General features: G+C 69.3%; 21 protein-coding genes. 10 read left to right on the top strand and 11 right to left on the bottom strand.

The genetic code is table 11. The annotated features are described in order from the left end of the window. Window positions 1-228 precede the first annotated feature (228 nt). Window positions 229-3054 carry a bifunctional [glutamate--ammonia ligase]-adenylyl-L-tyrosine phosphorylase/[glutamate--ammonia-ligase] adenylyltransferase gene (glnE, locus tag MNR01_RS08390; RefSeq protein ID WP_241920447.1) on the top strand — a complete coding sequence of 942 codons (2826 nt, stop codon included), beginning with the start codon at window positions 229-231 and terminating at the stop codon, window positions 3052-3054. 15 nt (window positions 3055-3069) lie between these two features. Here the strand turns inward: glnE and MNR01_RS08385 are convergent, their stop codons facing one another. Continuing rightward, window positions 3070-4035: a mitochondrial fission ELM1 family protein gene (locus MNR01_RS08385; RefSeq protein WP_241920446.1), complete on the bottom strand. Its 966-nt coding sequence runs from the start codon at window positions 4033-4035 to the stop codon at window positions 3070-3072. Window positions 4036-4167: 132 nt separating this feature from the next. Between MNR01_RS08385 and MNR01_RS08380 the strand changes: the two genes are divergently transcribed. The 6 genes from MNR01_RS08380 to MNR01_RS08355 all read left to right on the top strand — a co-directional run bounded on the left by MNR01_RS08380 (window position 4168) and on the right by MNR01_RS08355 (window position 9022). Continuing rightward, window positions 4168-4770, top strand: coding sequence for a malonic semialdehyde reductase (locus tag MNR01_RS08380; RefSeq protein WP_241920445.1), 603 nt, complete (start codon window positions 4168-4170; stop codon window positions 4768-4770). Window positions 4771-4853: 83 nt separating this feature from the next. Next, entirely contained in the window at window positions 4854-5444 is a 591-nt protein-coding gene (locus tag MNR01_RS08375; protein WP_241920444.1) for a YceI family protein, read from the top strand. Between the two features lie 10 nt (window positions 5445-5454). Beyond that, window positions 5455-6162, top strand: coding sequence for a pirin family protein (locus tag MNR01_RS08370; RefSeq protein ID WP_241920443.1), 708 nt, complete (start codon window positions 5455-5457; stop codon window positions 6160-6162). A gap of 93 nt (window positions 6163-6255) precedes the next feature. Beyond that, a complete protein-coding gene (locus MNR01_RS08365) occupies window positions 6256-6453 on the top strand; it encodes a zinc-finger domain-containing protein (protein ID WP_241920442.1) in 198 nt (65 codons plus the stop codon). A 120-nt stretch (window positions 6454-6573) separates the two neighbouring features. Next, window positions 6574-7701, top strand: coding sequence for a glycosyltransferase (locus tag MNR01_RS08360; protein WP_241920441.1), 1128 nt, complete (start codon window positions 6574-6576; stop codon window positions 7699-7701). A 31-nt stretch (window positions 7702-7732) separates the two neighbouring features. Continuing rightward, complete coding sequence (locus tag MNR01_RS08355; RefSeq protein ID WP_241920569.1) at window positions 7733-9022, top strand: O-antigen ligase; 1290 nt, start codon at window positions 7733-7735, stop codon at window positions 9020-9022. 41 nt (window positions 9023-9063) lie between these two features. On the opposite strand, the gene lpxL is transcribed toward MNR01_RS08355, so the two are convergent. After that, window positions 9064-9999, bottom strand: a complete 936-nt coding sequence (gene lpxL, locus MNR01_RS08350; RefSeq protein ID WP_241920440.1) for an LpxL/LpxP family Kdo(2)-lipid IV(A) lauroyl/palmitoleoyl acyltransferase — start codon at window positions 9997-9999, stop codon at window positions 9064-9066. 79 nt (window positions 10000-10078) lie between these two features. On the opposite strand from lpxL, the gene waaA reads away from it, so the two are divergent. Further along, window positions 10079-11371 carry a lipid IV(A) 3-deoxy-D-manno-octulosonic acid transferase gene (waaA, locus tag MNR01_RS08345; RefSeq protein ID WP_241920439.1) on the top strand — a complete coding sequence of 431 codons (1293 nt, stop codon included), beginning with the start codon at window positions 10079-10081 and terminating at the stop codon, window positions 11369-11371. Between the two features lie 165 nt (window positions 11372-11536). Here the strand turns inward: waaA and MNR01_RS08340 are convergent, their stop codons facing one another. The 3 genes from MNR01_RS08340 to MNR01_RS08330 all read right to left on the bottom strand — a co-directional run bounded on the left by MNR01_RS08340 (window position 11537) and on the right by MNR01_RS08330 (window position 14560). Beyond that, complete coding sequence (locus MNR01_RS08340; RefSeq protein WP_241920438.1) at window positions 11537-12961, bottom strand: TolC family outer membrane protein; 1425 nt, start codon at window positions 12959-12961, stop codon at window positions 11537-11539. 65 nt (window positions 12962-13026) lie between these two features. Continuing rightward, window positions 13027-13674 carry a protein-L-isoaspartate O-methyltransferase gene (locus MNR01_RS08335; protein ID WP_241920437.1) on the bottom strand — a complete coding sequence of 216 codons (648 nt, stop codon included), beginning with the start codon at window positions 13672-13674 and terminating at the stop codon, window positions 13027-13029. 202 nt (window positions 13675-13876) lie between these two features. Then, window positions 13877-14560 (bottom strand): TetR/AcrR family transcriptional regulator, encoded by a 684-nt coding sequence (locus tag MNR01_RS08330; RefSeq protein ID WP_241920436.1) that lies wholly within the window; start codon window positions 14558-14560, stop codon window positions 13877-13879. A 122-nt stretch (window positions 14561-14682) separates the two neighbouring features. Between MNR01_RS08330 and MNR01_RS08325 the strand changes: the two genes are divergently transcribed. Then, window positions 14683-15750, top strand: a complete 1068-nt coding sequence (locus tag MNR01_RS08325; protein WP_241920568.1) for an efflux RND transporter periplasmic adaptor subunit — start codon at window positions 14683-14685, stop codon at window positions 15748-15750. A 3-nt stretch (window positions 15751-15753) separates the two neighbouring features. Then, complete coding sequence (locus MNR01_RS08320; RefSeq protein ID WP_241920435.1) at window positions 15754-18909, top strand: efflux RND transporter permease subunit; 3156 nt, start codon at window positions 15754-15756, stop codon at window positions 18907-18909. Window positions 18910-18916: 7 nt separating this feature from the next. Here the strand turns inward: MNR01_RS08320 and MNR01_RS08315 are convergent, their stop codons facing one another. The 6 genes from MNR01_RS08315 to MNR01_RS08290 form a co-directional block, all read right to left on the bottom strand. Then, window positions 18917-19549 (bottom strand): hypothetical protein, encoded by a 633-nt coding sequence (locus MNR01_RS08315; RefSeq protein WP_241920434.1) that lies wholly within the window; start codon window positions 19547-19549, stop codon window positions 18917-18919. A 73-nt stretch (window positions 19550-19622) separates the two neighbouring features. After that, window positions 19623-20711 (bottom strand): 3-isopropylmalate dehydrogenase, encoded by a 1089-nt coding sequence (leuB, locus tag MNR01_RS08310; RefSeq protein WP_241920433.1) that lies wholly within the window; start codon window positions 20709-20711, stop codon window positions 19623-19625. Continuing rightward, window positions 20701-21312 (bottom strand): 3-isopropylmalate dehydratase small subunit, encoded by a 612-nt coding sequence (gene leuD / locus MNR01_RS08305; RefSeq protein WP_241920432.1) that lies wholly within the window; start codon window positions 21310-21312, stop codon window positions 20701-20703. The genes leuB and leuD overlap by 11 nt, the downstream gene beginning before the upstream one ends. Beyond that, entirely contained in the window at window positions 21312-22760 is a 1449-nt protein-coding gene (gene leuC / locus MNR01_RS08300) for a 3-isopropylmalate dehydratase large subunit (protein WP_241920431.1), read from the bottom strand. The genes leuD and leuC overlap by 1 nt, the downstream gene beginning before the upstream one ends. 74 nt (window positions 22761-22834) lie before the next feature. Next, a complete protein-coding gene (locus MNR01_RS08295) occupies window positions 22835-24451 on the bottom strand; it encodes a 2-isopropylmalate synthase (RefSeq protein WP_241920430.1) in 1617 nt (538 codons plus the stop codon). Continuing rightward, entirely contained in the window at window positions 24448-25548 is a 1101-nt protein-coding gene (locus MNR01_RS08290) for a threonine dehydratase (RefSeq protein ID WP_241920429.1), read from the bottom strand. The genes MNR01_RS08295 and MNR01_RS08290 overlap by 4 nt, the downstream gene beginning before the upstream one ends. Window position 25549: the final 1 nt, after the last annotated feature.

Raw genomic sequence — 25549 nt, 5'->3', positions numbered from 1 at the left:
TCTTTTGCAGTGCAGCGTGCAAGCCCCTAACGGTTCCTTCACGATCGGCCCCGCATCCCGACGTGGGGGAGGGAGCAGGCCCGCAACCGGTTCGACCGGGGCGGGCTTTTTTGTTGCCTGGCGCCTGGTTTCGCCGGGTGTGCGACGTGCCTTCGCTGCGTCGACTCCGGGTGCGCTGCGCTTACCCGGGCTACGGAGGGGGTGGCGCGCGCGTGCCATCATTTCGCGATGGACGATGTCGAACCCTTCATCTCACGCGCACTCGCGCGCCTGCGCGCCGTGGCCGCGGACGCCTGGAATGCCGATCCCGAGCTCGATGCGCGCCTGGTCGCGCTGGCCCGCGCCAGCGACTTCGCGGTCGAGACGATGCTGCGCCAGCCCGAGCTGCTGCTGCGCCTGGCCGCCGACGCCGATGCGCCGGCTGCGCCGCCGCCGGAACTGCTGGCGGGCCACAGCGAACAGTGGCCGGCGTTGCTGCGCCGCTACCGCACGGCGGAATCGACGCGACTGATCTGGCGGGACGTGCTGGGGCTGGACGATGTCGACCAGACCCTGGCCGGCAGCACGCGCTTGGCCGAGCAATGCCTGCAGCTGGGGCTGGCCGCGCTGGAAGCGCAGTTCGCGCAACGCCATGGCGTGGTCCGCGATCGCGAAGGACGACCGCAGCGACTGGTGGTGTTCGGACTGGGCAAGCTCGGCGGCGAAGAGCTCAACTTCAGCTCCGACGTCGACCTGGTCTACGCCTACGAGCACGACGGCGGCGCGTTGTCTGGCAGCAGTGATGGCCCGCGCCCGCTCGATGCCGAGCACTACTTCGCCCGCCTTGGCCAGCAGCTGGCCAAGCTGCTCGACGAACCCACCGTCGACGGCTTCTGCCACCGCGTCGACCTGCGCCTGCGCCCCTACGGCAACGCCGGGCGCGTGGCCTGGTCGTTCACGGCAATGGAGCAGTACTTCCAGCACGAGGGACGCGACTGGGAACGCTATGCCTGGCAGAAGGCACGGCCGGTAGCCGGAGACATCGAGGCCGGCGAGCGCTTCCTCGATAGCCTGCGGCCGTTCGTCTACCGTCGCTATCTCGACTTCGGCGCGCTCGACGGCCTGCGCGCGATGAAGGCGGCGATCAGCGCCGAGGTCGCACGCAAGGAACTGGCCGACGACATCAAGCGCGGTCCCGGTGGCATCCGCGAAATCGAGTTCCTGGTGCAGGCGCTGCAGCTGATCTACGGCGGTCGCGAACCGGCGCTGCGCGGCCGGAGGTTGCTGCCGGCGCTGCAGGCGCTGGTCGAGGCTCGCCAGGTCGGCGAAGAGGCGGCGGCGTTGCTGGCCCAGGCCTACCGCTTCCTGCGCCAGCTGGAGAACCGCCTGCAGATGTTGCGCGACGCGCAGACCCATGCATTGCCCGAGTCCGCCGACGACCGCGCCCGCACCGCGGCGTCGCTGGCCTACGCCGACTGGGACACGCTGCGTGACTCGCTGGATGTGCAGCGCGGCCGCGTCACCGCCGAATTCGAGGCGTTGCTGGCGCCACGGCGCCGCCGCAGCGCGCCCGATGCACTGACGACGTACTGGCGCGCGCTGCCCGAGGGCGGCGACAGTGCGGTGCTCGGCGACGCCGGCTTCATCGAGGCCGGCAATGCCGACGCGGTGCTGCGCGACTTCGCCCGCAGTCCCGGCGTGCGCGGCTTGTCCGACAGTGCCCGCGCCAGGCTCGACCGCGTGCTGCCGGCGTTGCTGCAGGCCGCCGCTGCGTCAACCGAGCCGATGCTGGCGCTGCGCAGATTGCTGGCGCTGCTGCACAACGTGTTGCGCCGCAGCGCCTATCTCGCCCTGCTCGACGAGCAGCCGGCGGCACTGGCACGCCTGGTCGAGGTCGTCAGCCACAGCGCGCTGTTGGCGGAGCGGCTGGCGGCCTATCCGCTATTGCTCGACGAGTTGCTCGATGCGCGCGTGGCCGGTCCATTGCCGGGGCGCGATGCCCTGCATGCCGCCTGCTTCGCCGTCGCCCAGGGCGATGACGACGACGCCGAGGCGGTGCTGCAGTCACTCAACGAGGTGCGCCAGGCATTGAGCTTCCGCATTGCGATGGCGCTGCGCGACGGTCGCCAGTCGGCGGCGGAAAGCGCACGTCAGCTGGCATGGCTGGCCGATGGCGTGGTGATGCGCGTGCTGCACCTGGCCGATCACGAGGTCGCCAGCGCGCACGGCCGCATCGACGGCGCGCGTTTCGCCGTGCTCGGCTACGGCAGCCTGGGTGGGGAGGAGCTGGGGTTCGGTTCGGACCTCGATCTGGTGTTCCTGTACGAGGCGCCCGGTGGTGAAGGCGCGCATTCCGATGGCGCGCGGCCGCTGGAGGCCTCGCGCTGGTTCGCGCGCCTGGCACAGAAGGTCGTCGCCCTGCTGGGTGCGGTGACCGGGGCCGGGCGCCTGTTCGATGTCGACGTGCGCCTGCGCCCGGACGGTGCCAAGGGCCTGCTCGTGTCGAGCCTGGCCAGCTACCGCGATTACCAGCGCGAGCGCGCCTGGACCTGGGAGCACCAGGCACTGGTACGCGCGCGTTTCGTCGCCGGTGACGACACGCTTGGATCGGCCTTCGAAGAGGTGCGGGCGCAGACCCTGGCGCGGCCGCGCGACGCGGCTGCGCTGTCCAATGACGTGGTGGCGATGCGTCGGCGCATGCGCGCCGAGCTCGACCGCAGCGATGCCGCCGCCTTCGACCTCAAGCAGGGCGAGGGTGGCCTGGTCGACCTGGAGTTCCTGTTGCAGTACGCGGTGCTGGCCGAAGCGGTCGGGCATCGCGACTGGCTGCAGCCGCGCAGCACGCCGGAGCTGATCCGGGCGATGGGCGCCAGCGGCTGGTTCGCCACGGATGAAACCGACGCATTGCTGCAGGCGCATGCAGTGCTGCTGGAAGCCGGCCTGGCGTGCACGCTCGACCGGCGACCGCGACGGCTGCCGGTCACGGAGCCGATCGAAACGGCACGGCGTTCGATCAGCGACGCGGCACGGCGTCGCGGCATTGAATTCGACGGCGAGCCTGCGCCCGCGTCGTAGCCAGGCAGCCCGACGCTAGACGCGCAGGCGCGCCTGCACCTGCGCCGCTACGCGCGCGGTTTCGCGCAGCGGCGTCACCGGGTAGGGGTCGAGTGCCTGCGCCAGCGGCCGGATCCGGCCCCGATCCAGCAGGCTGGCCAGGAATCGGCGCGGTCGGCCGTCGACGCGGTCCAGTCCGGCGACGAACACCGGTGCCCAGGTCGCCGCGGCTTCCGACAGCATGTTGACCGAGTCGGCCGTGCAGACGATGCGGTCGGCCCAGCCGAGCACGCCCGCGTAGGGATTGGCGCCGTCTTCCTCGCCGCCCCAGACCACGCCGGGCAATGCCGACAGGCGCGCGCGCAGGCGCTGCCGCACCGGCGCAGGCGTGCGTCGGGACGCGGTCGCCAGCACGCTGCCGCCTTCGTTGCGGACGATGGATTCCACCTGCGCCAGGACCTGCTCGTACATCGCGTCGTCGAAGCGCGCGTGCGCGCTGGCGCCGCCCAGCAGCAGCGCGGTGCGCACGCCTGGCAGGGCAGCAAAGGCTTCGAAGTCGCGCCGTGCCGACGCCAGCCAGAGGTCGTCGACCGGGTGCAGGCTGCCGAGCAGGGTGATCACGTTGGCGCCGTACAGGTGATCGTGCTCCGGAGCGATCACCAGGTCCCAATGATGGGTGGCGATGCGCGGGTCGAGGATCTGCACCGCACGCGCGCCGCGCTCGCGCAGCAGCCGCGTGGCCAGCGCCGCCTGCCTGCCGCAGCCGATCGCCAGCCGCGGCGGCGCGGACAGGGCCTGGGCGAATCCGGCGCCGAAGGCGTGGTCGGCCGCGGGCCATCGCCGCGGTGCCAGCCACTGCCACGGGGGCCTCGGCTGCAGCGGCCATTCCCGGAACGGCTGCCCGAGCGCGTGCGCCAGCGCATCGGCCTGGCGGCGGTTGCCGGCCTTGCCATCGCTGAGCGACCAGACGCTGGCACCCGCGGTGGCTGTTGCAGCGTTCACGTTGTTGGCCCTGGGTTGTTGCACGATTGCGCTCAATCCGTTCTGGAAGCGTCGAGTGTTGCGATCGCGCCAGACTCTACACTTTCAACCCTCGGCCGCGGGCAGTCCTGGCGGCTTCAACTGGAGTACCTGATGTCCCACCCGTCCCATGCCGTCCTTCCGGACGCCGCGCTCGACCAGCTGTTCCGCACCGCCCGCACGCACAACGAGCTCACGGGCGAGGTCAGCGACGAGACGCTGCATCAGCTGTACGAGCTGGCCAAGTGGGGCCCGACCAGCGCCAACATGTCGCCGCTGCGCATGGTGTTCGTGAAGTCGGCCGAGGCCAAGGCGCGGCTGGCGCCGGCCCTGGACGAGGGCAACTACGCCAAGACCCTGGCCGCCCCGGTCACGGCGATCGTCGGCTACGACATGGCGTTCTACGACAAGCTGCCCTACCTGTTCCCGCACACCGACGCGCGCTCCTGGTTCGAAGGCCGCCCGGAGCACGACCTGGAAGTGATCGCCTTGCGCAACGGCAGCCTGCAGGGTGCCTACGTGCTGATGGCGGCGCGCGCGCTGGGCCTGGATTGCGGCCCGATGTCGGGCTTCAAGAATGCGCTCGTCGACGAGGCGTTCTTCGCCGGCACCCAGGTCAGGTCCAACTTCCTCATCAACCTCGGCCACGGCGACCCCGCCAAGCTGTTCGCGCGTTCGCCGCGGCTGCCGTTCGACGAAGCCGCCCAGATCCTCTGAGGCGGCTCGACTCCCCGATCCGCAAGCATGCGATCCACAAGCCTGCGATCCACAAGCCCCCGATCCACAAGGAGCTCCACCTCATGTTCAAGCGCATTGCCCTGGTCGTTGCCCTCGCCGCCGCCAGCACCGCCGCCCTCGCCGCGCCGGTGACCTACAAGATCGACCCGAACCACACTGACGTGGTCGCCAGCTGGAGCCACTTCGGCTACTCCAATCCGATCGCCCATTTCGGCGACGTCGATGGCGTCATCGTCTATGACGCCGACCACGTCGGCGCCTCCAGGGTCGAAGTGACGATCCCGCTGTCGGGCCTGGAAGCCAACGTGGAGGATTTCAACGAGCACCTGCGCAGCGCCGACTTCTTCGACGCCGCGAAGTACCCGACCATCACCTTCAAGAGCACCAAGGTCGAAGCCGCCGGCGACAAGAAGCTGCGCGTGTTCGGCGACCTGACCCTGCACGGCGTGACCAAGCCGGTCGTGCTCGACACGACCATCAACAAGATCGCCGAGCACCCGATCTCCAAGCGCGCCGCGGCCGGCTTCGATGCCACCACCACGATCAAGCGCAGCGACTTCGGCGTCGACAAGTACGCGCCCAACGTCAGCGACGCGGTGACCATCCGCATCACCACCGAAGCCAGCGTGCCCAAGCCCGAAGCGAAGAAGTAAGCTTGCGGGAATGATCATCGAACGCCCATCCAGTGCCCGCGGCCATGTCCAGACGGCATGGCTCGACAGCCGCCACACGTTTTCGTTCGGCGGCTATTACGACCCGGCCTGGATGGGCTTCGGACCGCTGCGGGTGATCAACGAGGACCGCGTCGATGCCGGCGCGGGCTTCCCGCCGCATCGGCACGCCAACATGGAGATCCTCAGCTACGTGATCTCCGGTGAGCTTGCGCACAAGGACAGCAGCGGTGGCGGTGGCGTGATCGGTGCCGGCGAGCTGCAGTGGATGAGCGCCGGCCACGGCGTCGAGCACAGCGAATACAACGGCTCGGCGACCGCGCCGGTGCATTTCCTGCAGATCTGGATCCAGCCCTCGCGGCTCAACCACGAACCGGCTTACGCCCAGCGTCCGCCGATCAGCGCCGACGCCCGCGGGTGGACGCTGCTGGCCTCGCCAGACGGCCGCGACGGCAGCCTGGCGGTGCGCCAGGACGCGATCGTGCGCGACGTGCGGCTGGATCGCGGCGAGACCGCCGAGCACCTGCTCGAGCCCTCACGCCTCTATTGGCTGCAGGTGGTGCACGGCACCATCAGCGCAAATGGCCGGGCGTTGCAGGCCGGCGATGCCCTGGGATTCCAGGACGAGTCCGGCCCGCTGCGGCTGGAGGGCACCGGCGAAGGCCGCGCCGACGTCCTGCTGTTCGACCTGACGCACTGAGCCTGCCCCGCGCGGTGTTTTGAGGGGTGTTTTGGGGGGCCCAGGCAGCGGGCTGCTAAACTAGCCGTCCCGCGTCGCCATCAGTCCCGTCCCATGACCGCAGCCACCGCCCATCCGACCCAGGCCAACGCCGAGCAGCGCTACGTCGTGCACCGTGGCGACCTGCCGCTGAGCTGCCCGTTGCCGTCGATGGCGCTGTGGAACTCGCACCCGCGCGTCTACCTGCCGGTCGAAGCCGAGGGCGAGGTGCAGTGCCCGTACTGCGGCTCGCACTTCGTCCTGGAAGACTGACGCTTCCGTCGTCCCGGACGACACAGTGAGGGACCTGCTCTTGCCAGCCACGCGCGACGAGCAGCCCTGTCCCTGGTGTCCCATTCCCCGGACTGACCGCCCTTTGCGGCGGGAATCGCCATGCGTCGACTGACCGTCGTCCAGCTGCTGCCGGCGCTGGAATCGGGCGGTGTCGAGCGCTCCACGCTCGAGGTCGCGCAGGCGCTGGTCGCTTCAGGGCATCGCGCCGTGGTCGTCTCCGCGGGGGGACGCCTGGTGCCCCGGCTCGAGGCGCTCGGCGCCGAGCACATCGCACTCGACATCGGCCGCAAGTCGCTGCTGACGCTGCGTCACGTGCGGACGTTGCGCGCGCTGCTGCTGCGCGAAGGCGCCGACATCGTGCATGCGCGCTCGCGCCTGCCGGCCTGGATCGGCGTGCTGGCGCTGCGCGGCATTCCGGCGCCGCAGCGCCCGCATCTGGTCACCACCGTCCACGGCCTCAACTCGCCCTCGCGCTACAGCGCGGTGATGACGCGTGGCGAACGGGTGATCTGCGTGTCGCAGACGGTGCGCGATTACGTGCTCCGGCAATATTCCGACACCGACCCCGGCAAGCTGCGCGTCATCGAGCGCGGCATCGACCCAATGGCATTCCCGCACGCACCGCTTCCCGATGTCTCGGCACGTGCATGGGCCGCGTCGTTGCATCCGGCGCTGGGCGGCAGAGGTCCGTTGCTGCTGCTGCCCGGACGCGGCACGCGACTGAAGGGGCATGCCGACGCACTGGACCTGCTGGCGCGACTGCGCGGCGACGGCCTGGACGCGCGGCTGTGGCTGCCCGGTTCGCGCGAAGCCGGTCGCGAGGCTTACATCGCCGAGCTCGAAGGTGTCGCGGCCGAACGCGGCATCGACGACGCGGTCGCGTTCACCGCGGCAACCGACGCGATCGCGCGCGCCTATGCCGCCAGCGACCTGGTCCTGCAGCTGTCGCACAAGCCCGAGGCGTTCGGGCGAACCGTGCTTGAAGCGTTGGCGGTGGGCCGTCCGCTGCTGGGCTGGAACCATGGCGGCGTCGGCGAATTGCTGGCGCGCTGGCAGCCCGAAGGCGCGGTGGCGCCGTTCGACCCGGGTGCGCTGCATCACAGAGCCTACGAACTCCTTACGCATCCGGCGCCGCCAGCGGCTACGATTCCCGATTCGTTGCGCGCGATGCAGGAGGCCACGCTTGCCGTCTACGCCGAGTTCGTCGATGAACCCCGCTGCCGCTGACCACGCTGACCACGCTGTCAGGGGTATGGGCATGGGCGGCGCGGCGCCGCGCACGCACGGCTGGCGCTGGGCGCCGGCGTGGATCCTGACCTACGTCGCGCTGTGGCCGGCGCCGGGCTATGCCGAGGGCGTGCTGGTGCTGGGCGCACTGGCCGCGATCATCCACCTGGCGATGTCGCGATTCCGCGGTGGTACCAAGCTGCTGAGCAATCCCGCCTGGGCGCTGACCAGCGTGCTGTTCTTCGCCTACTGGACGCCGGAGCTGGTGTCGGCGATCGACGCGATCGACCCCGCACGAGCGCTGCGCGAGGCCGCGGTCGACCTGCGCTACCTGCCGTTCCTGTGGCTGGTGGCGGCGGCAGTGGCCGACCAGCGCGGGCGCCGCATCACCTTCGGCGGACTGGCGGTGATCATCGCGATCTGGACGGTCGATGCACTGCTGCAGGCGGCTACCGGCAGCAGTCCGCTGTTCTCCGGCATCGATGCCATCAAGCACGCCATCAGCGGCCACGGCATGTGCACGCCGCAGGAGCTGGCCAGCCTCGACCGCCTCAGCGGCGTGCTCGGTCCGTGCAACCTCAAGCTGGGACCGGTACTGGCCAGCCTGTCACCGTTCGTGCTGTTCGCCGGTGGGCGCCGGCTGGGCACCGCCGGCTGGCTGCTGGCGGCCGCAGGCGTCGGCGTGGTGCTGGTGCTGGCCGGTTCGCGCGCCTCGTGGATCACCTTCTCCGTCGCGCTCGCGCTGTCGGGCTGGCGCCTGCTGGGCTGGAAGAAGCTGGCGGCAGTATTCGTGTTCGGCGCGATCTCGGTCGGGGTGCTGAGCACATCGGTGCCGCAGGTGCGCGAGCGCATCGCCCGCACCGCCCATGTGCTGGCGGCCGACGTCGAAGGCGTCGACAGTGCGCTGTCGGGACGTGCGCGGATCTGGAACGCGGCTGCCTGCATGGTTCGCGAGCATCCGTTCAACGGCGTCGGCGCGCGCGGCTTCCGCGAAGCGTTCCCGCATTGCGACCCGGCGCCGGGCGAGATTGCTGCCTGGGGCGGCGGTCCGGCGTTGCATGCGCACCAGATCGTGCTCGAAGTTCTCAGCGAGACAGGCAGCTTCGGCCTGCTGATGTGGCTGGCGGGTGTCGCGCTGGCCTGGCGCGCGTGGCGCTTTGCCGACGAGCAGGCACGCGAGCGTGCACGCCCGGCGATGTGGGCACTGGCGGCGACTATTTTCCCGATCAACACCCACCTGGCGTTCTATTCGACGTTCTGGGGCGGGCTGACGCTGCTGCTGGCGGCCTTGTACGCGGGCAGCCTGCTGGCGCGCGAGTAGCCTCAGCCGGACCCCGGCGTCGCCGGGACGGCGGTGACCACTCAGTCGCGGCGCGCGTAGGGCGACTTCATCCCCGGTGGCCGCCGCTTGAAGCGACGATGGATCCACAGGTATTGGCTAGGCGCTTCGCGCACCATCGCCTCGATGGCGGCGTTGACTCGGGTGCTGTCCGCGGTCGCGTCGGCGGACGGGAAGTCGGCCAGCGGTGCGCCGATGCGCAGGATGTAGTCGCCACCTTCGCGACGGTGGAAGAACGGCACCACCGCGCTGCCGCTGAGGCGGGCGAACTGGTGGGTGGCCGTGATCGTGGCGGCGGGCACGCCGAAGAACGGCGCGAACACCGTGTCCTTGCCGCGCATGTCCTGGTCGGGCGCGTACCACAGGAAGCCGCCCTGCTTGAGGTGGCGGATCGCCGGGCGCACTTCCTCGTTGGTGAACATCGCCTTGGCATAGCGCAGGCGGCCGCGCTTGACCGCCCACTCCATCACCGGGCTGCGATGGCGGCGATACATGCCCGTCAGTGGCAAGTGGTCGCACATCAGCCGGCCGCAGATCTCCAGCGTCATGAAGTGGCCCGACACCATCAGCACGCCACGGCCCTCGGCGCGGATGCCGTCGAGCAGTTCAAGGCCCTCGATCCGCACGGTGCGCCGCATAGGGCCGACCGGGCCCCACCACGCGCGCGCGAACTCGAACAGGCCGATGCCAAGGTCGCGGAAGCTGTCGCGAAGCATGGCCTCGCGCTCGGCCGGGGTCCTTTCCGGGAAGCACAGCGCCAGGTTGATCCGCGCGGCACGGCGCCGGTCGGCGGCGACCAGTCGGGCCAGCGCGCCGATGCCACGGCCGATCCAGCGTTGCAGCGCCCACGGCAACCAGGCGCCCAGGCACATCACGCCCAGTGCCAGCCACATGGGCCAATGACGCGGACCGAACGGCGGGGAGGGCGGCGAAGTGGGGGATTCGATTGCCTTGGCCATTGGGTGGATTCTAGCAACCAGGCGCGATTGGTCTTCGCAACTCTCCTTTCCCTCATGCGCCTTGGTTATCCTAGTCGCGATGTCGACAGACCCTATCGAGCGCGTGATGCGTGGCCTGTATTCGGTCGCGCTATACCTTTTGGCGCCGATCACCGTCTACCACCTGATCTGGCGCGGCCTGCGCCAGCCGTCGTATTTCCTGCGCTGGCAGGAGCGGTATGCCTTCTATGCCGAGCGGCCGGAGCCGCCGACGCTGTGGCTGCATGCGGTCTCGGTCGGCGAGGTCAATGCGGCCGTGCCGCTGGTCAACGCCCTGCGCCGCACCCGACCCGACCTGCGCCTGCTGGTCACGACGATCACCCCGACCGGCTCCGAGCGCGTGCAGGCGCTGTGGGGCAAGGACGTCTCCCACGTCTATCTGCCCTATGACCTGCCGGGTGCGGTCTCGCGATTCCTGGCGAACTACCGGCCCCACGCGGCGCTGATCATGGAGACCGAGCTGTGGCCGAACCTGTTGTTCGGCTGCCGCGACCATGGCATCCCGGCCCTGATCCTCAACGCGCGCCTGTCGGAGCGATCGCTGCGCGGCTACCGCGTGCTGGCGCCGCTGGTGGCACGCGCGCTGCGCACGGTGCGTACGGTGGCGGCGCAATCCCATGCCGACGGCGAGCGCTTCATCCGCCTGGGTGCGCACGCCGACCAGGTAGTCGAGGTCGGCAACCTCAAGTTCGACGTGACCGTGCCGGAGAACCTGGCCGAGTTCGCGGCGCAGTGCCGGGCCAACGCGGGTGCGCGTCCAGTCTGGATCGCGGCGAGCACGCACGAGGACGAGGAGATGGCGGTCATCGCCATCCATCGCCGCCTGCGGGCGATATTCCCGGACCTGTTGCTGCTGTGGGCGCCGCGCCATCCGGAGCGGTTCCGCATGGTCGCCGACACGGCGCGCACGGCCGGCTGGCAGGTGTCGACGCGGTCGCGCGCGCAATGGCCGCAACCGGACGATGCGGTGTTCGTGATCGACACGCTGGGCGAGCTGATGAGTTTCTACGCTTGCGCCGATGTCGCCTTCGTCGGCGGCAGCCTGCAGGCGATCGGTGGCCACAACCTGCTCGAGCCGGCGGCGACCGGTACCGCCATCGTCACCGGTCCGCACCTGCACAACTTCGTCGAGATCGCGCAGCGGCTGCAGGATGCCGGGGCAGTACGCGTGGTCGACGATGCCGAGGCGGTGCGCGAGGCACTGGAAGAACTGCTGGGCGATCCGCAGGCCCGCGAGCGCATGGCCGCGGCCGGAAGGGCGCTGGTCGAGACCGGCCGCGGTGCACTGGCACGGACGATGGCGCTGCTGCAGCCGTTGTTGCCGGCGCCATGAGCGGTTCTCGTGCGCCGTCCTGGATGCTGGCGTTCGCGCTGGTCGATTCATTCCCCGGGTGCGCTGCGCTTACCCGGGCTACGAGGCCGATGCGCTGTTGGACCACGCGCAAAAAAAAACCGCCGGAACCCGGCGGTTTTCTTTTGCTGCGGAACAAGCAGTGACTCAGCCCTGGACGTCACCCGGAGCCACGTACGACTCGGTGTCGAGCGTGAGCAGGCGGTTGATGTCCTGCACGTCGGCGATGTCGAGCGTGCCGGCGGCCTGCTCGAGCAGCAGGCGGTTCTGCAGGTGGTTGTAACGGGCGCGTGCGTATTCGAGCTGGGCGCGGAAGAGGTTGTTCTGGTTCTGCAGCACGTCCAGCACGGTGCGCGTGCCGACTTCCAGGCCGACCTGCGACGCGTCGTAAGCGCTCTTGGCCGAAACCAGCGCCAGGCGGCGGGCCTCGACTTCGCTGACGCTGGCAACCAGCGTCTGGTAAGCGTTGCGCGTGTTGCGGATCAGCGAGCGCTTCTGCGACTCGAGCTCGTCGGTGGCGACATCGTGGCGGGCCAGCGCCTGGCGCACGCCGGACTGGGTGGCACCACCGGCGAAGATCGGCACCGACAGCGTCACGCCGACGGCCGGACCGTACTGGCGGCTGTCGTTGTCGCGGGTGATGCCCAGGTCGTGCAGCGTGCTGTCGCCCCACGCGGTCGAATCACCGTAGCTGCCGTTGAGGTACAGGCGCGGCCAGTGGCCGGCGCGTGCGGTCTCGACGTCGGCCTCGGTCGACTGCACCTGCAGGTCCTTGGCACGCAGCGCCGGGTTGTTCTCGATCGCCGTCTGCACCCAGCCTTCGGCATCGCGCGACTCCGGCAACACCGGCTGGAAGTCCTTCGGCAGGCCCTTCACCCCGCGCACGTCCTTGCCGGTCAGCTCGGTCAGGCCCTGGTAGGCATCTTCGAGGATGTTGCGGGCGAGGATCGTGTTGGCGCGCGCGCTGTCGTACTGGGCGCGTGCTTCATGCACGTCGGTGATCGGCGCCAGGCCGACCTCCAGGCGCTTGGAGGCATAGTCGAACTGCTTCTTCAGCGCGGTCTCGGCGGCTTCGGCCGCGACCAGCGACTCCAGTGCGATCAGGACATTGAAGTAGGCCGCCGACGTGCGCGTGATCAGGTCGTTGCCGGCCGCCTGCAGCTGGAAGTCGCTGGCTTCGCTCAGCGCCTTCTGGCTCTTGTGGCGGGTGAAGTTGGCGCGGTCGTAGATCATCTGGCTCAGACGGACCTCGGTGCTGCGCGTGGTCGTGTCGGTCTGGCTGTCGCCGCCGGTGAGGGTGCCGTCGGGGTTGAAGCTCAGGTCGCCGCGGTTGTGGTTCTCGGCGCGGCCGATCGAGGCGGAGCCGTCGATTTGCGGCAGCATCGCGGCGCGGGTCTGCACCGCGCCTTCCTTGACCGCCAGGCGGCTTGCTTCGGAGGCGGACAGTTGCGGGTCGCTATCGCGCGCCAGCTCGTAGGTCTGCAACAGGTCTTCGGCGGAGGCCGTGGCCGGCATCAGGGCCGACAGGCCCATTGCAGTGGCGAGGGCAATTACGAGCGGGCGGCGGATCATGCGATGTCCTTGTCCGTGTGGCGTTCTTGTTGAACCGTCCGCCTGCGCGGACGTTTGAGGGGTCGTCAGAACTTGAATGCCGGGGCGGGGGCCGCACCGGCGAGGTAGGGCAGATCGGTTTCGAACAACGATTGGATGCGCGAAGCGTTGACATCGTTGCGCAGCAGCACCGCTTCCATCACCGGCGAGCGGCCGCGCACGACGAACAGTCGGCCGTCCGGCTGCAGCCAGTCGATGAAGCGCTGCGGGATGACATCGACCGCGCCGGTGACGCAGATCGCGCTGAAGCGGCGGTCCGGCGTCCAGGCGAAGGCATCGGCGGTGATGACCTGGGCGTTGTCGACGTTGTGCTGCGCCAGCACGGCGCGGGCGCCGTCGGCGAGGTCGGCGTGGCGCTCGATGCTGACCACTTCGCGCGCCAGGCGGCCCATGCAGGCGGTCAGGAAGCCGCTGCCGGTGCCGATCTCGAGCACGTCGTCACCCGGGTCCAGCGCCAGTCCCTGCAGGGTGCGGCCTTCGAGCACGGGCTTCATCATCGACTCGCCATGGGCCAGCGGCAGCGCCAGGTCGGCATAGGCCAGCCTGCTGTGCTCGGCCGGCACGAAGGCCTCGCGCGGCAGCGTCGCCAGCACGTCGAGCACGCGCGGATCGAGCACGTCCCAGGGACGTACCTGCTGCTCGACCATCAGTTCGCGTGCCTTGATGTAATCCATGGGGTTCATCGGGGGGAAATCTCGCGCGGAAGACCGCGAATTGTACCGGTAATGACCCACCGGGCCGGTGCTGGCGCGGCGCACAGGATGGCCGAGCGCCGGTGTTCGGACTGAGTGCCGGAAGTAATCAACACCAGTCACCCTCCTGCGGCGAACCGCCAGATCCGGCCAGATTTCGCGCGCAACTTGCCGGCATCGGCAATCATCGCGCAACCCGCGCCGGCCGGCCCGGGGCGCCTTCGCGGACGTCGTAGGCGCGCAGGAACAGGTCGACCGATGCGGCCAGGTGAGCTTCGAGTTCGTCGGCGGTCGGGCCAGGTCCGCCGAACACCAGGCAGGCGTGCGGCTCGCCCTTGATCAGGGCGAAGAACTGCCCGGCCGCGCGCGGCACGTCGGCGATCTCGAGCTCGCCGGCGCCGATCCGGCGCTCGAGCAGCGTGGCGAAGTCGCCCTGCACGCGCATCGGCCCGGCCTCCCAGAACAGCTTTGGCAGGGCCGAGTTGGCCACCTGCGGTGTGCACAGCATGCGGTGGCCAGCGACCGCTTCGGGCGCGCTGATCATGGCGTAGAAGGCACGGGCAATGGTCAGCAGCCGATCCCGCAGCGGCGTCGCCGGCGAGGGTTCGAACAGCGACGACGGCAGCGACTGCTCGCAATGCGCCTCGATGGCGGCGGCGAACAGCGCGTCCTTGTCGCCGAAATGGCTGTAGACGGTGAGCTTGGAGACCCCGGCTTCGGCGGCGATCTGGTCCATGCTGGAACCGTCGTAGCCGAGCTGAGTAAACATTCTTTTGGCCGCCTCCAGGATGGCGGCACGCTTTCCCAGATCCTTGGGACGACCCGGTCCGGTGGACTTCGGGGGGCTGGTCTGGCGCGGGACAGTCATGCGGGAATACTAGACTATTGAGTTTGATATTTATACAGTACCGCCAGGTACATTAATTAACCTCGAGGTCACCCGCAATGCGCAGCAGTCCCCCCACCGCTGCTCGCCTCGCCATTGCTGCGATGCTCGGCTTGTCGACCTTGATCCTGGCGGCGTGCAGCAGCGACGCCAAGCCCGAAGAAGAAGCCCGCCCGGTGCTGGTGACACGCCCCGGCGAATCGACCCAGACCGCCACCGCCTTCGCCGGCGAAGTGCGTGCGCGCGAAGAAAGCCCGTTGTCGTTCCGGGTCGGCGGCAAGCTGATCGAGCGCAAGGTCGATGTCGGTGCCCACGTGCGCAAGGGCGACCTGCTGGCCGTGCTCGATCCGGGCGACCTGCAGGCGCAGGCGCGCGCGGCGCAGGCGCAGCTGACCGCTGCGCAGGCCGAACTCAATCGCGCCAAGGCCGACCAGGTGCGCTTCGCCCGCCTGGCCAACGACCAGCTGGTCAGTCGCTCGACCCTGGATGCGCAGAACGCCGCGACCCAGGCGGCGCAGGAGCAGGTCAACTCGGCCCGCGCCAATCTCGAAGTCGCCCGCAACCAGGCCGCCTACTCGCAACTGCGGGCGCCGGCCGACGGCGTGATCGCCACGCGCAGTGCCGAGGCCGGGCAGGTGGTCGCCGCCGGCCAGGCGGTGTTCTCGCTGGCCGCCGACGGCGTCCGCGAAGTCGCCTTCGCCCTGCCCGAAGGCATCGTGTCGCAGATCAAGCCGGGGCAGCCGGTGCTGGTGGAGTCGTGGTCGCAGCCGGGCAAGCGCTGGCCGGGCCGCATCCGCGAGATCTCGCCGGCGGCCGATCCGGCGTCGCGCACGTACGCGGCGCGGATCAGCGTCGACGCGCCGGCCGGCGCGCTCGAACTGGGCCAGAGCGCGCGCGTGTACCTGCCGGGCGACGGTCACGGCGGACTGAGCGTGCCGCTGGCGGCCGTGCAGCGCGGTGCCAAGGGCAATGCCGTATTCGTCGTCGACCCGAAGACCTCGACCTTGAAGTTGCAGCCGGTGCAGACCGGGCCGTTCGGCGAGGATCGCGTGCCGGTGACCAGTGGCATCGACGCCGACGACTGGGTGGTCGCAGCCGGCGGTCACCTGCTGCGGGTCGGCCAGAAGGTGCAGCCGGTTGATCGCGACAACCGTCCCGTGACGGCGAACTGACCCATGCGCTTCAACCTTTCCGAGTGGGCCCTGCGCCATCGCAGCCTGATCGTCTACGCGATGCTGGTGATGGCCATCGCCGGCACCTTCTCGTACCTGAAGCTGGGCCGCAGCGAGGATCCGTCGTTCACCTTCAAGGTGATGGTGATCCGCACGCTGTGGCCGGGCGCCACCGCCGAGGAAGTCTCGCGCCAGGTCACCGAGCGCGTCGAGAAGAAGCTGATGGAGACCGGCCAGTACGAGTTCATCCGCTCGTACTCGCGCGCCGGCGAATCGCAGGTGATGTTCATCGCCAAGGATTCGCTGCGCTCCAAGGACATCGGCCCGCTGTGGTACCAGGTGCGCAAGAAGATCGGCGACATCCGCCCGACCTTGCCCAGCGACGTGGTCGGGCCGTTCTTCAATGACGAGTTCGGCGACACCTTCGGCAACATCTACGCACTGACCGGCAAGGGCTTCGACTACGCCGTGCTCAAGGACTACGCCGAGCGCGTGCAGCTGGCGCTGCAGTCGCAGCCGGACGTGGGCAAGATCGAGCTGTTCGGCGTGCAGGACGAAAAGGTCTGGATCGAGCTGTCGAACGTCAAGCTGGCCACGCTCGGCATCCCGGCCTCGGCCGTGCAGCAGGCGCTCGACGAGCAGAACGCGATGGTGCCGGCTGGTTTCTTCGAGACCGGCAGCACGCGCGTGCCGCTGCGCGTCGGCGGCAAGTTCAAGTCGGTCGAGCAGATCCGCGAGTTCCCGATCCGCGTCGGTGACCGCACCTTCCGCCTCGGCGATGTCGCCGACGTTCGTCGCGGCTTCTCCGATCCGCCGGCGCCGCGCATGCGTTTCATGGGCGAGGACGCCATCGGCATTGGCGTGGCGATGAAGGAGGGTGGCGACATCCTCAAGCTCGGCAAGACCCTGGAAGGCGAGTTCGCGCAGCTGCAGAAGACGCTGCCGGCAGGCATGCAACTGCGCAAGGTCGCCGACCAGCCAGCCGCCGTCGAAGAATCCGTTGGCGAGTTCATCAAGGTGCTGACCGAGGCCGTGGCCATCGTGCTGCTGGTGAGCTTCTTCTCGCTGGGCCTGCGCACCGGCCTGGTGGTGGCGCTGTCGATCCCGCTGGTGCTGGCGATGACCTTTGCGGTGATGTCGTTCTTCGGCGTCGGCCTGCACAAGATCTCGCTGGGCGCGCTGGTGCTGGCGCTGGGCCTGCTGGTCGACGATGCGATCATCGCGGTGGAGATGATGGCCATCAAGATGGAGCAGGGCTTCAGCCGCCTGAAGGCGGCCGCGTTCGCCTGGGAAAGCACGGCATTCCCGATGCTCACCGGCACGCTGATCACCGCCGCGGGCTTCCTGCCGATCGCCACCGCCCGCTCGAGCACCGGCGAATACACACGCTCGCTGTTCGAAGTGGTGACCATTGCGCTGGTGGTGTCGTGGATCGCCGCGGTTGCCTTCATTCCGTACCTGGGCGACAAGCTCCTGCCGGACTACGGCCACGCCGCGCAGCCGCCGAAGCCGGGCTCGCTGCCGGCGCGCTGGCACTCGTTCCGCGAACGCCTGGCCGGTCGCTTCCCGTCCCTGCACGACTACATCGCGCCCAAGCCGCCGATCGACGGCCAGGTCCACGACCCTTACGCCAGCAAGTTCTACACGCGCTTCCGCGGCTGGGTGACCTTCTGCGTGCGCCGCCGCTGGCTGGTCATCGGCGTCACCGTTGCCGCCTTCCTCGCCTCCGTGTTCGCGTTCCGTTTCGTGCCGCAGCAGTTCTTCCCGGACTCGACGCGGCCGGAACTGATGGTCGACATCGAGCTGGCCGAAGGCAGTTCGCTGCGGGCGACCGCCGAGCAGTCCGAGCGGCTGGAGAAGATCCTCGCCGGCCGCAAGGACCTGGCCAGCTACGTGTCCTATGTCGGCACCGGCTCGCCGCGCTATTACCTGCCACTGGACCAGCAGCTGCCGGCGGCCAACTTCGCCCAGTTCGTGCTGACGCCGAAGAACCTCGAAGCGCGCGAGGACATCCGCCGCTGGCTGATCGAGGACGTGTTCAAGCGCTTCCCGGAACTGCAGATGCGCGTGACGCGCCTGGAGAACGGGCCGCCGGTGGGCTATCCGGTGCAGTTCCGCGTGTCGGGCGAGCACATCGACCAGGTCCGCAGGATCGCTTACCAGGTTCAGCAGAAGATCCGCGCCAACCCGCACGTGGTCAACGTCAATTTCGACTGGGACGAGCCCAACAAAGTGGTGCGGCTGGTCGTCGACCAGGAGCGTGCGCGCGCGCTGGGCGTGAGCTCGGCACGGCTGGCGCAGTTCCTGTCGAGTTCACTGTCGGGTTCGCACGTGAGCACCTATCGCGAAGGCAACGAGCTGGTCGAGATGCTGCTGCGCGGTCCGGCCGAGGAGCGCCTGCGCCTGGAGATGCTCAGCAGCCTGATGGTGCCGACGCAGAGCGGCCAGAGCGTGCCGCTGACGCAGATCGCCACGCTCGAGTACGGCTTCGAGGAAGGCATCATCTGGCATCGCGACCGCAGCCCGACCATGACCGTGCGCGCCGACATCTACGATGGCACCCAGCCGGCCACGGTCACCGCGCAGATCTCGCCGACGCTGGACGAGCTGCGTGCCAAGCTGCCCTACGGCTACTCGATCGACGTCGGCGGCAGCGTCGAGGACTCCGCCCGCGGGCAGAACTCGATCGTCGCCGGCATGCCGCTGTTCCTGTTCGTCGTGTTCACCCTGCTGATGCTGCAGCTGCGCAGCTTCTCGCGCAGCTTCATGGTGCTGCTGACCGCACCGCTGGGCCTGATCGGCGTCACCTTGTTCCTGCTGGTGTTCCGTGTTCCGTTCGGCTTCGTCGCCATGCTCGGCACGATTGCGCTGGCGGGCATGATCATGCGCAACTCGGTGATCCTGGTCGACCAGATCGAGCACGACATCGGCGCCGGTGCGGAGCACTGGCAGGCGATTGTCGAGGCCACCGTGCGCCGCTTCCGGCCGATCGTGCTGACCGCGCTGGCGGCCATCCTGGCGATGATCCCGCTGTCGCGCAGCGCCTTCTTCGGGCCGATGGCGGTGGCGATCATGGGGGGACTGACGGTGGCGACGTTCCTGACGCTGCTGTTCCTGCCGGCGTTGTACGCGGCGTGGTTCAGGGTGAAGGCGCCGTAAGCGGCGCTTACCAGCCCCAGGGTGCCGGCGGTGCCGGCACCGGCCGGGTCAGGTCGAACTCGATGCGGAAGCGGCGACCCGGTCGCGAGCGTTCGTAGGCGGCGATGCGGCCCGGCTCGATCTCCAGGGTCCAGACGTTGGTCACCGAGTCGCTGCGCTCGTTGCGCTCGAACAACGCCATGGAGTGGGCGTCGACCGGAAACACCTGGCGCGTGGCACTGCCACGGTCGACCGTGGCGCCGCCGTACATCGACAGCACGTCCTGGCTGCCATCGCGGTGACGACGGTCGTGGTCGAGGGTGAGGCCGGACTTCGTGCGCGTCAGCAGCAACGTGCGCGAGTGGTCGTCGCCGACGTGGAAGGGGATGGCGATGCGGTCGCGTTCGCACTGGCGGACATGCATGATCAGCGCCTTTCCGGTAAACGGCGCTCCCGGTGTCGGCGGCTCGTCGATCACGATCCGGCCGGCGAACGCCTTGCCGCACAGCGCCTGCAGGTTGGAGAAGAATTCATCCGCAGGCTGCCGGGGATGGCCGCCGGACACCGGCGGCGTGTCGGACCCGAACGGCCACGAGCTGCATGCCGACAGAAGCAGCAGGGCGGCGATGGTCGTCGTGGCAAGCCGGAGGGTGCGCGTCATGCGCGCACCCTAGCCGTGCGGCCGTGACCGCGCCATCAATGCGCCAGCCACACAGTTCCCGCCAACGGAACCTTCAGTCGCGCATCACCACTGGCTCACATTCGATCTGCAGCTGCGCCAGTACCGCTGCCGTCGCCGCCTGGGTACCAATGCCACGCCCGGCCGCGGCCAGGTCGGCGGTGAAGACGCCGGCGTCGAGCGCGGCGCCGACCGCCTTCTCGATGCAGCGGGCCTCGCTTTCCAGGCCCAGCGAGTGGCGCAGCAGCAACGCCGCGCTGAGGATCGTCGCGTACGGATTGGCGATGCCGCGACCGGCGATGTCCGGGGCCGAGCCGTGGATGGGTTCGTACAGGCCGATGCGACCCTCGCCCAGCGACGCAGAGGGCAACAGCCCAAGCGAACCGGCCAGCATCGAGGCCTCGTCGGTGAGGATGTCGCCGAACATGTTCTCGGTGACGATCACGTCGTACTCGCGCGGCTTGGCCAGCAGGTGCATCGCCATCGAATCGACCAGCTGGTGCTCCAGGGTGATGTCGGGGAACTCGTCACGCACCACCCGTGTCGCTACTTCGCGCCACAGGCGGGAGGTTTCCAGCACGTTGGCCTTGTCGACCGATGTGACGTGGCCGCGGCGCTCGCGTGCCAGAGAGCAGGCACGTCGGACTACACGCTCGATCTCGGCCACGGTGTACTCGCACAGGTCGCTCGCCGATCCTTCGCTGCGTTGCTTTGCACCGAAGTAGATGCCGCCGGTGAGTTCGCGCACGACCACCAGGTCGACTCCGGTGAGCAGGTGCGGTTTGATCGGCGAAGCGCCGAGCGCGGCCGGGTGCGGTTTCACCGGACGCAGGTTGGCATACAGGCCCATGGCCTTGCGGATGGCCAGCAGGCCCTGTTCGGGGCGGACCGCGGCTTTCGGGTCGGACCACTTGGGCCCGCCGACGGCGCCCAGCAGCACCGCGTCGGCGCGCTGCGCGGCCACGAGCGTTTCCGACGGCAGCGGTGAGCCGGTGGCGTCGATCGCGGCGCCGCCGATCAGATGCTGCTCGAAACGGAAACTGTGGCCATAGCGTTGCGCGACCGCGCGCAACACCTCCACTGCCGCGGCCGTGACTTCGGGGCCAATGCCGTCGCCGGGAAGAACGACGATGTCAGCTTGCATGGACGAACTCCTGTTGCGATGGCGAGAGATGGCGTTGTGTTTCGAAGCGGGTGATGGCCGCGTCCTGGCGGAGCAGGTAGCCGAGCTGGTCGACGCCCTCGAGCAGGCAGGTCTGGGCGAACGCATCGAGCGGGAACTCGACGCGACTGCCGCCTGGCAGCACCACGCAACGCTGCGCGACGTCGATGTGCAGTTCGATGCCCGGCCGATCGAGCAGTTCATCAACGACGGCTTCGTCGAGCACGATCGGCAGCAGGCCGTTCTTCAGCGCGTTGCTGCGGAAGATGTCGGCGATCTCGGCGCTGATGACCGCGCGCAGGCCCAGGTCGGCCAGTGCCCAGGGCGCATGCTCGCGCGAGGAACCGCAACCGAAGTTGCGTCCGGCGACGAGGATGGCGGCGCCGGCATTCCCGGCACGGTTGAAGGCGAAGTCCGGGTTGAGCGAACCGTCGGGCAGGCGGCGCCAGTCGTTGAAGGCGAACTGGCCCAGCCCCTTCCTCTCGGTCGTGGTCAGGAAGCGCGCCGGGATGATCTGGTCGGTGTCGATGTTGCGCTCGCGCAGGACGACGGTGCGCGAGGTGAGTTCGGTGAAGGGGCGCATCAGGCTACCTCCATGATGTCGGTGGACTTGGCCGGCGCAGTCGTCAGGTACGGCCGCGGATCGGTGATCTCGCCGGCGACCGCGCATGCCGCCGCGGTCAGTGGCGAAGCCAGCACCGTGCGTGCGCCCTTGCCCTGGCGTCCCTCGAAGTTGCGGTTACTGGTGGATACCGCGAGCTGGCCCGGGCCGACCAGGTCACCGTTCATGGCGATGCACATCGAACAGCCCGGCTCGCGCCATTCGGCACCGGCCGCGCGCACGATCTGGTCGATGCCTTCGGCCTCGGCCTCGCGTTTGACCTGCTCCGAGCCCGGTACCACCAGCATGCGCACGCGCGGATGCACGCGGCGACCGCGCAGTACGCTGGCGGTCTCGCGCAGGTCGGACAGGCGCGAATTGGTGCAGCTGCCGACGAAGACGACATCGACCGGACGGCCCGCCAGCGCAGCACCGGGCCGCCAGCCCATGTAGTCGCGCGCCTTGGCTTCGTCGCCGCCACTGTCGGCAGGCACGTGGGCGGCGATTGCGGCCACCTGTCCCGGATGGGTGCCCCAGGTCACGGTCGGCTGGATGTCGGCGGCATCGATGCGGACTTCGCGGTCGAAGCGCGCGCCCTCATCGCTGTTCAGTTGTTGCCACTGCGCGACTGCGGTGTCGAAGTCGCTGCCCTGCGGTGCGCGCGGCCGTCCACGCAGGTAGTCGAACGTGACCTCGTCCGGAGCGACCAGGCCGGCGCGTGCGCCGGCTTCGATCGACATGTTGCAAACCGTCATGCGCTGCTCCATCGACAACGCGCGGACGGTGGAACCGCGGTACTCGATGACATGGCCGGTGCCACCATTGACGCCGATCACGCCGATCACGTGCAGGATCAGGTCCTTGGCGCTGACGCCCGGTGCCAGCGCGCCATCGATGGTGATCGACAGCGTCCTGGGCTTGCGCTGCAGCAGGCACTGCGTTGCCAGCACGTGGCCGACCTCGCTGGTGCCGATGCCGAACGCCAGTGCGCCGAATGCGCCATGGGTGGCGGTGTGGCTGTCGCCGCAGACGATGGTCTGGCCGGGCTGCGTCAGGCCCAGCTCCGGGCCCATCACGTGGACGATGCCGCGCTGCGGACTGTCGTAGTCGAACAGTTCGACGCCGAAGCGCGCGCAGTTCTCACGCAGCCGGTCGACCTGGGCGCGCGCCTCGTCATTGACGTAGGGGAGCTGGCCGTCGGCGCCGGCAGGCAGGGTCGGCGTGGAGTGGTCCAGGGTGCCCTTGGTCCGTTCCGGGCGACGCACCGGCAGGCCGCGCGCGTCGAGTTCGGCGAAGGCCTGCGGCGAAGTGACCTCATGGATCAGGTGCAGGTCGATGTAGAGCGTTGCCGGCGCCGTCGCGCTTTCGGGCGTGACGACGTGGGCATCCCAAAGTTTGTCGAACAGGGTTTGCGGTGCTTGGCTGGTCATTGGCTGGCTTGTGGTTGTGCTTTGGAAGCCCTTCTCCCGCGTGCGGGAGAAGGGTTGGGATGAGGGCGCTCCTGCTAGGCGACTGCCGCCGTCCTGCGTCCGGACTCGGCGGTCCCCACCGCGCGTGTGCGCAGGACCCGGTTGGCGATGTCCAGCCAAGCCAGGGCACTGGCTTCGAGGATGTCGGTGCTGGTGCCGGAACCGGTCAGTTCGACGCCATCGACGCGTGCGATCAGGCTGGCCTGGCCCTGTGCGTCGTCGCCGGTGGTGACGCTGGAGACCTGGTAGCTGTCGATCTCCAGTGCCAGTCCGGTGGCGCGGGCCAGGGCGGCGAACAACGCATGCACCGGGCCATCGCCGACCGCGGCTTCGCTGACGGTGGCACCGTCGGCATCGACCAGCTGCACGCTCGCGGTGGGCAGGCTGTCCTGCGCGACGCCGGTGCTTACGTGCAGGCGGGCGAGGCGATGGCCGCGCACGGCACGCTTGTCCGCGCCGAGCACCAGCGCTTCCAGGTCGGCATCGAATACTTCGCGCTTCTTCTCGGCCAGCGACTTGAAGCCGGCAAACACGGAGTTCAGCTGCGCCTCGTCCAGGGCGAAGCCCAGCGTCTGCAGGCGATCGCTCAGCGCCGCGCGGCCGCTGTGGCGGCCCATCACCATCTGCGACTGCGCCCAGCCGACATCCTCCGGGCGCATGATCTCGTAAGTGCCGCGGTGCTTGAGCATGCCGTGCTGGTGGATGCCCGACTCGTGCGCAAAGGCGTTCTGTCCGACCACCGCCTTGTTGCGCTGTACGGCCATGCCGGTGATGCGCGAGAGCAGGCGCGAGGTCGGCACCAGGCGCCGGCTGTCGATGCGGGTGTGCGCGCCGTAGTACTCGCCGCGCACGCGCAGGGCCATCACCAGCTCCTCGAGCGCGCAGTTGCCGGCGCGCTCGCCGATGCCGTTGATGGTGCATTCGACCTGGCGTGCGCCGCCTTCGATCGCGGCCAGCGAATTGGCCACCGCCAGGCCGAGGTCGTTGTGACAGTGCGCGGAGAACACCGCCTGGTCGGCACCGGTCACGTTCGCCCGCAGGTATTCGAACAGCGAGCGGATCTCGCTCGGCGTGGTGTAGCCGACGGTGTCGGGGATGTTGAGGGTGCGCGCACCGGCCGCGATGGCGGCACTGCAGATCTGCACCAGGAACTCCGGCTCGGTGCGCAGCGCATCCTCTGCGGAAAACTCGACATCGTCGGCGTACCGGCGTGCCAGCTCCACGCCCATCACCGCGCGTTCGAGCACCTGCTCGCGGCTCAGGCCCAGCTTGTGCTCGCGGTGCAGCGGGCTGGTCGAGATGAAGACGTGGATGCGGGGCGCGACCGCACCGTCGAGCGCCCGGGCGCAGGCTTCAATGTCGCCCTGGTGGCAGCGGGCCAGCGTCGCGACGGTGGCGCCGCGCACCTCGCGGGCGATGGCGCGCACGGCGCCCATGTCGGTTTCCGAGCTGGCCGGGAATCCGGCCTCGATCACGTCGACACCGAGTTCCGACAGCGCATGGGCGAAGCGCAGCTTCTGCGCCGGCGTCATGCTGCAGCCGGGCGACTGCTCGCCGTCGCGCAGGCTGGTGTCGAAGATACGTACCCGGGAGGCGGTGTCCCGGGAGGCGGTGTCTCGGGAGGCAGAGTCTCGGGAAGCGGGGTCGTTCATGCGGTGAGCTCCTCGTAGCGGGTGCGCACGGCAGCGGCGCGAATGGTTGGGATGGAAGACTTGCTGGCAGGTCGAAGCGTGGTGATGGCCGGCTCCAGTGATGCCTGCGCCGGCAGCTCGCGATGGCGGCGGCGCGGACGTCGCGGCGCGCGCGGACGTACTTCGGAAAGCAACTGTGCGAGCACGCCGGCATCGAGGTTGCCGCCGGAGACCACCGCGCACTTGCGCTTGCCGGCGACGCGGCGACCGGCGGCCAGCGCCAGCGCGCCAGCGCCCTCGGCGATCACGTGTTCTTCCAGCGCCAGGCGCACGAGGGTCTCGCGCAGTTCGGCTTCGCGGACCACGACCACGTCGTCGAGCAGCTGCGACAGCAGCTGGCGGGTCAGGAAGCCGGGCACCTTGACGCGCACGCCGTCGGCCAGCGTCGCCGCCGGCTCGCGAGCCTCGCAGTCGCCGCGCAGCGCACGCAGCATCGAATCGACGCCTTCGACCTGGGCGCCGATCACGCGCACACCCTGAGACTTCATTGCCAGCGCGACACCGGAAGCGAGACCGCCGCCGCCGATCGGCACCAGCACCACGTCCGGTGCCAGCGCCGCCAGCTCCAGTCCGACCGTGCCCTGGCCGGCGATCACATCGGGATCGTCGAAGGCGGACAGCACGCGGTAGTCGTTCTGCTCGGCCAGTTCCGCGGCGAAGGCCTTGGCCTCGTCGTAGCTGTCGCCATGCAGGCGAACGGTCGCGCCCCAATGGGCGACGCCGGCAATCTTGGTCTGTGGCGCGCACCGCGGCATCACCGTGATCGCGTTGACGCCGAGACGGTAAGCCGCCCACGCCAATCCCTGGGCGTGGTTGCCGGCAGAGGCGGCGATGACCGTACGGTGGTCGCCGCGTTCGCGCGCAGCCAGCAGCGCATTGAGGGCCCCGCGCACCTTGTAGGAACCGGTGCGCTGCAGGTTTTCCAGCTTCAGCCAGCAGCCGAAGCGCTCGGCGTAGTGGAGCGGGGTCGGCGGCAGGTAGCGGCGCAGGCGAGCCTGCGCCGCCAGTACGTCACCGACGTCGACGAGCTGTACGTGGGAACTTACGTCACCATCCATG

The organism is Lysobacter sp. S4-A87, from assembly GCF_022637455.1.
In the GTDB taxonomy this organism is placed as follows: Bacteria; Pseudomonadota; Gammaproteobacteria; order Xanthomonadales; family Xanthomonadaceae; genus Lysobacter_J.
The sequence above is the reverse complement of the archived record's forward strand: the minus strand, read 5'-3'. Positions and strand labels throughout refer to the sequence as shown.

Excerpts from the sequence above, each read along its gene's own strand:
- lpxL (WP_241920440.1), bottom strand. The coding sequence starts at position 9,999 with ATGGCCAAGGCAATCGAATCCCCCACTTCGCCGCCCTCCCCGCCGTTC.
- MNR01_RS08335 (WP_241920437.1), bottom strand. The coding sequence starts at position 13,674 with ATGGATTACATCAAGGCACGCGAACTGATGGTCGAGCAGCAGGTACGT.
- leuB (WP_241920433.1), bottom strand. The coding sequence starts at position 20,711 with ATGCAAGCTGACATCGTCGTTCTTCCCGGCGACGGCATTGGCCCCGAA.
- MNR01_RS08370 (WP_241920443.1), top strand. The coding sequence starts at position 5,455 with ATGATCATCGAACGCCCATCCAGTGCCCGCGGCCATGTCCAGACGGCA.
- glnE (WP_241920447.1), top strand. The coding sequence starts at position 229 with ATGGACGATGTCGAACCCTTCATCTCACGCGCACTCGCGCGCCTGCGC.
- MNR01_RS08330 (WP_241920436.1), bottom strand. The coding sequence starts at position 14,560 with ATGACTGTCCCGCGCCAGACCAGCCCCCCGAAGTCCACCGGACCGGGT.
- MNR01_RS08290 (WP_241920429.1), bottom strand. The coding sequence starts at position 25,548 with ATGGATGGTGACGTAAGTTCCCACGTACAGCTCGTCGACGTCGGTGAC.
- waaA (WP_241920439.1), top strand. The coding sequence starts at position 10,079 with ATGTCGACAGACCCTATCGAGCGCGTGATGCGTGGCCTGTATTCGGTC.
- MNR01_RS08360 (WP_241920441.1), top strand. The coding sequence starts at position 6,574 with ATGCGTCGACTGACCGTCGTCCAGCTGCTGCCGGCGCTGGAATCGGGC.
- leuD (WP_241920432.1), bottom strand. The coding sequence starts at position 21,312 with ATGCGCCCCTTCACCGAACTCACCTCGCGCACCGTCGTCCTGCGCGAG.
- leuC (WP_241920431.1), bottom strand. The coding sequence starts at position 22,760 with ATGACCAGCCAAGCACCGCAAACCCTGTTCGACAAACTTTGGGATGCC.
- MNR01_RS08295 (WP_241920430.1), bottom strand. The coding sequence starts at position 24,451 with ATGAACGACCCCGCTTCCCGAGACTCTGCCTCCCGAGACACCGCCTCC.
- MNR01_RS08315 (WP_241920434.1), bottom strand. The coding sequence starts at position 19,549 with ATGACGCGCACCCTCCGGCTTGCCACGACGACCATCGCCGCCCTGCTG.
- MNR01_RS08365 (WP_241920442.1), top strand. The coding sequence starts at position 6,256 with ATGACCGCAGCCACCGCCCATCCGACCCAGGCCAACGCCGAGCAGCGC.
- MNR01_RS08375 (WP_241920444.1), top strand. The coding sequence starts at position 4,854 with ATGTTCAAGCGCATTGCCCTGGTCGTTGCCCTCGCCGCCGCCAGCACC.
- MNR01_RS08320 (WP_241920435.1), top strand. The coding sequence starts at position 15,754 with ATGCGCTTCAACCTTTCCGAGTGGGCCCTGCGCCATCGCAGCCTGATC.
- MNR01_RS08355 (WP_241920569.1), top strand. The coding sequence starts at position 7,733 with ATGGGCGGCGCGGCGCCGCGCACGCACGGCTGGCGCTGGGCGCCGGCG.
- MNR01_RS08380 (WP_241920445.1), top strand. The coding sequence starts at position 4,168 with ATGTCCCACCCGTCCCATGCCGTCCTTCCGGACGCCGCGCTCGACCAG.
- MNR01_RS08340 (WP_241920438.1), bottom strand. The coding sequence starts at position 12,961 with ATGATCCGCCGCCCGCTCGTAATTGCCCTCGCCACTGCAATGGGCCTG.
- MNR01_RS08325 (WP_241920568.1), top strand. The coding sequence starts at position 14,683 with ATGCTCGGCTTGTCGACCTTGATCCTGGCGGCGTGCAGCAGCGACGCC.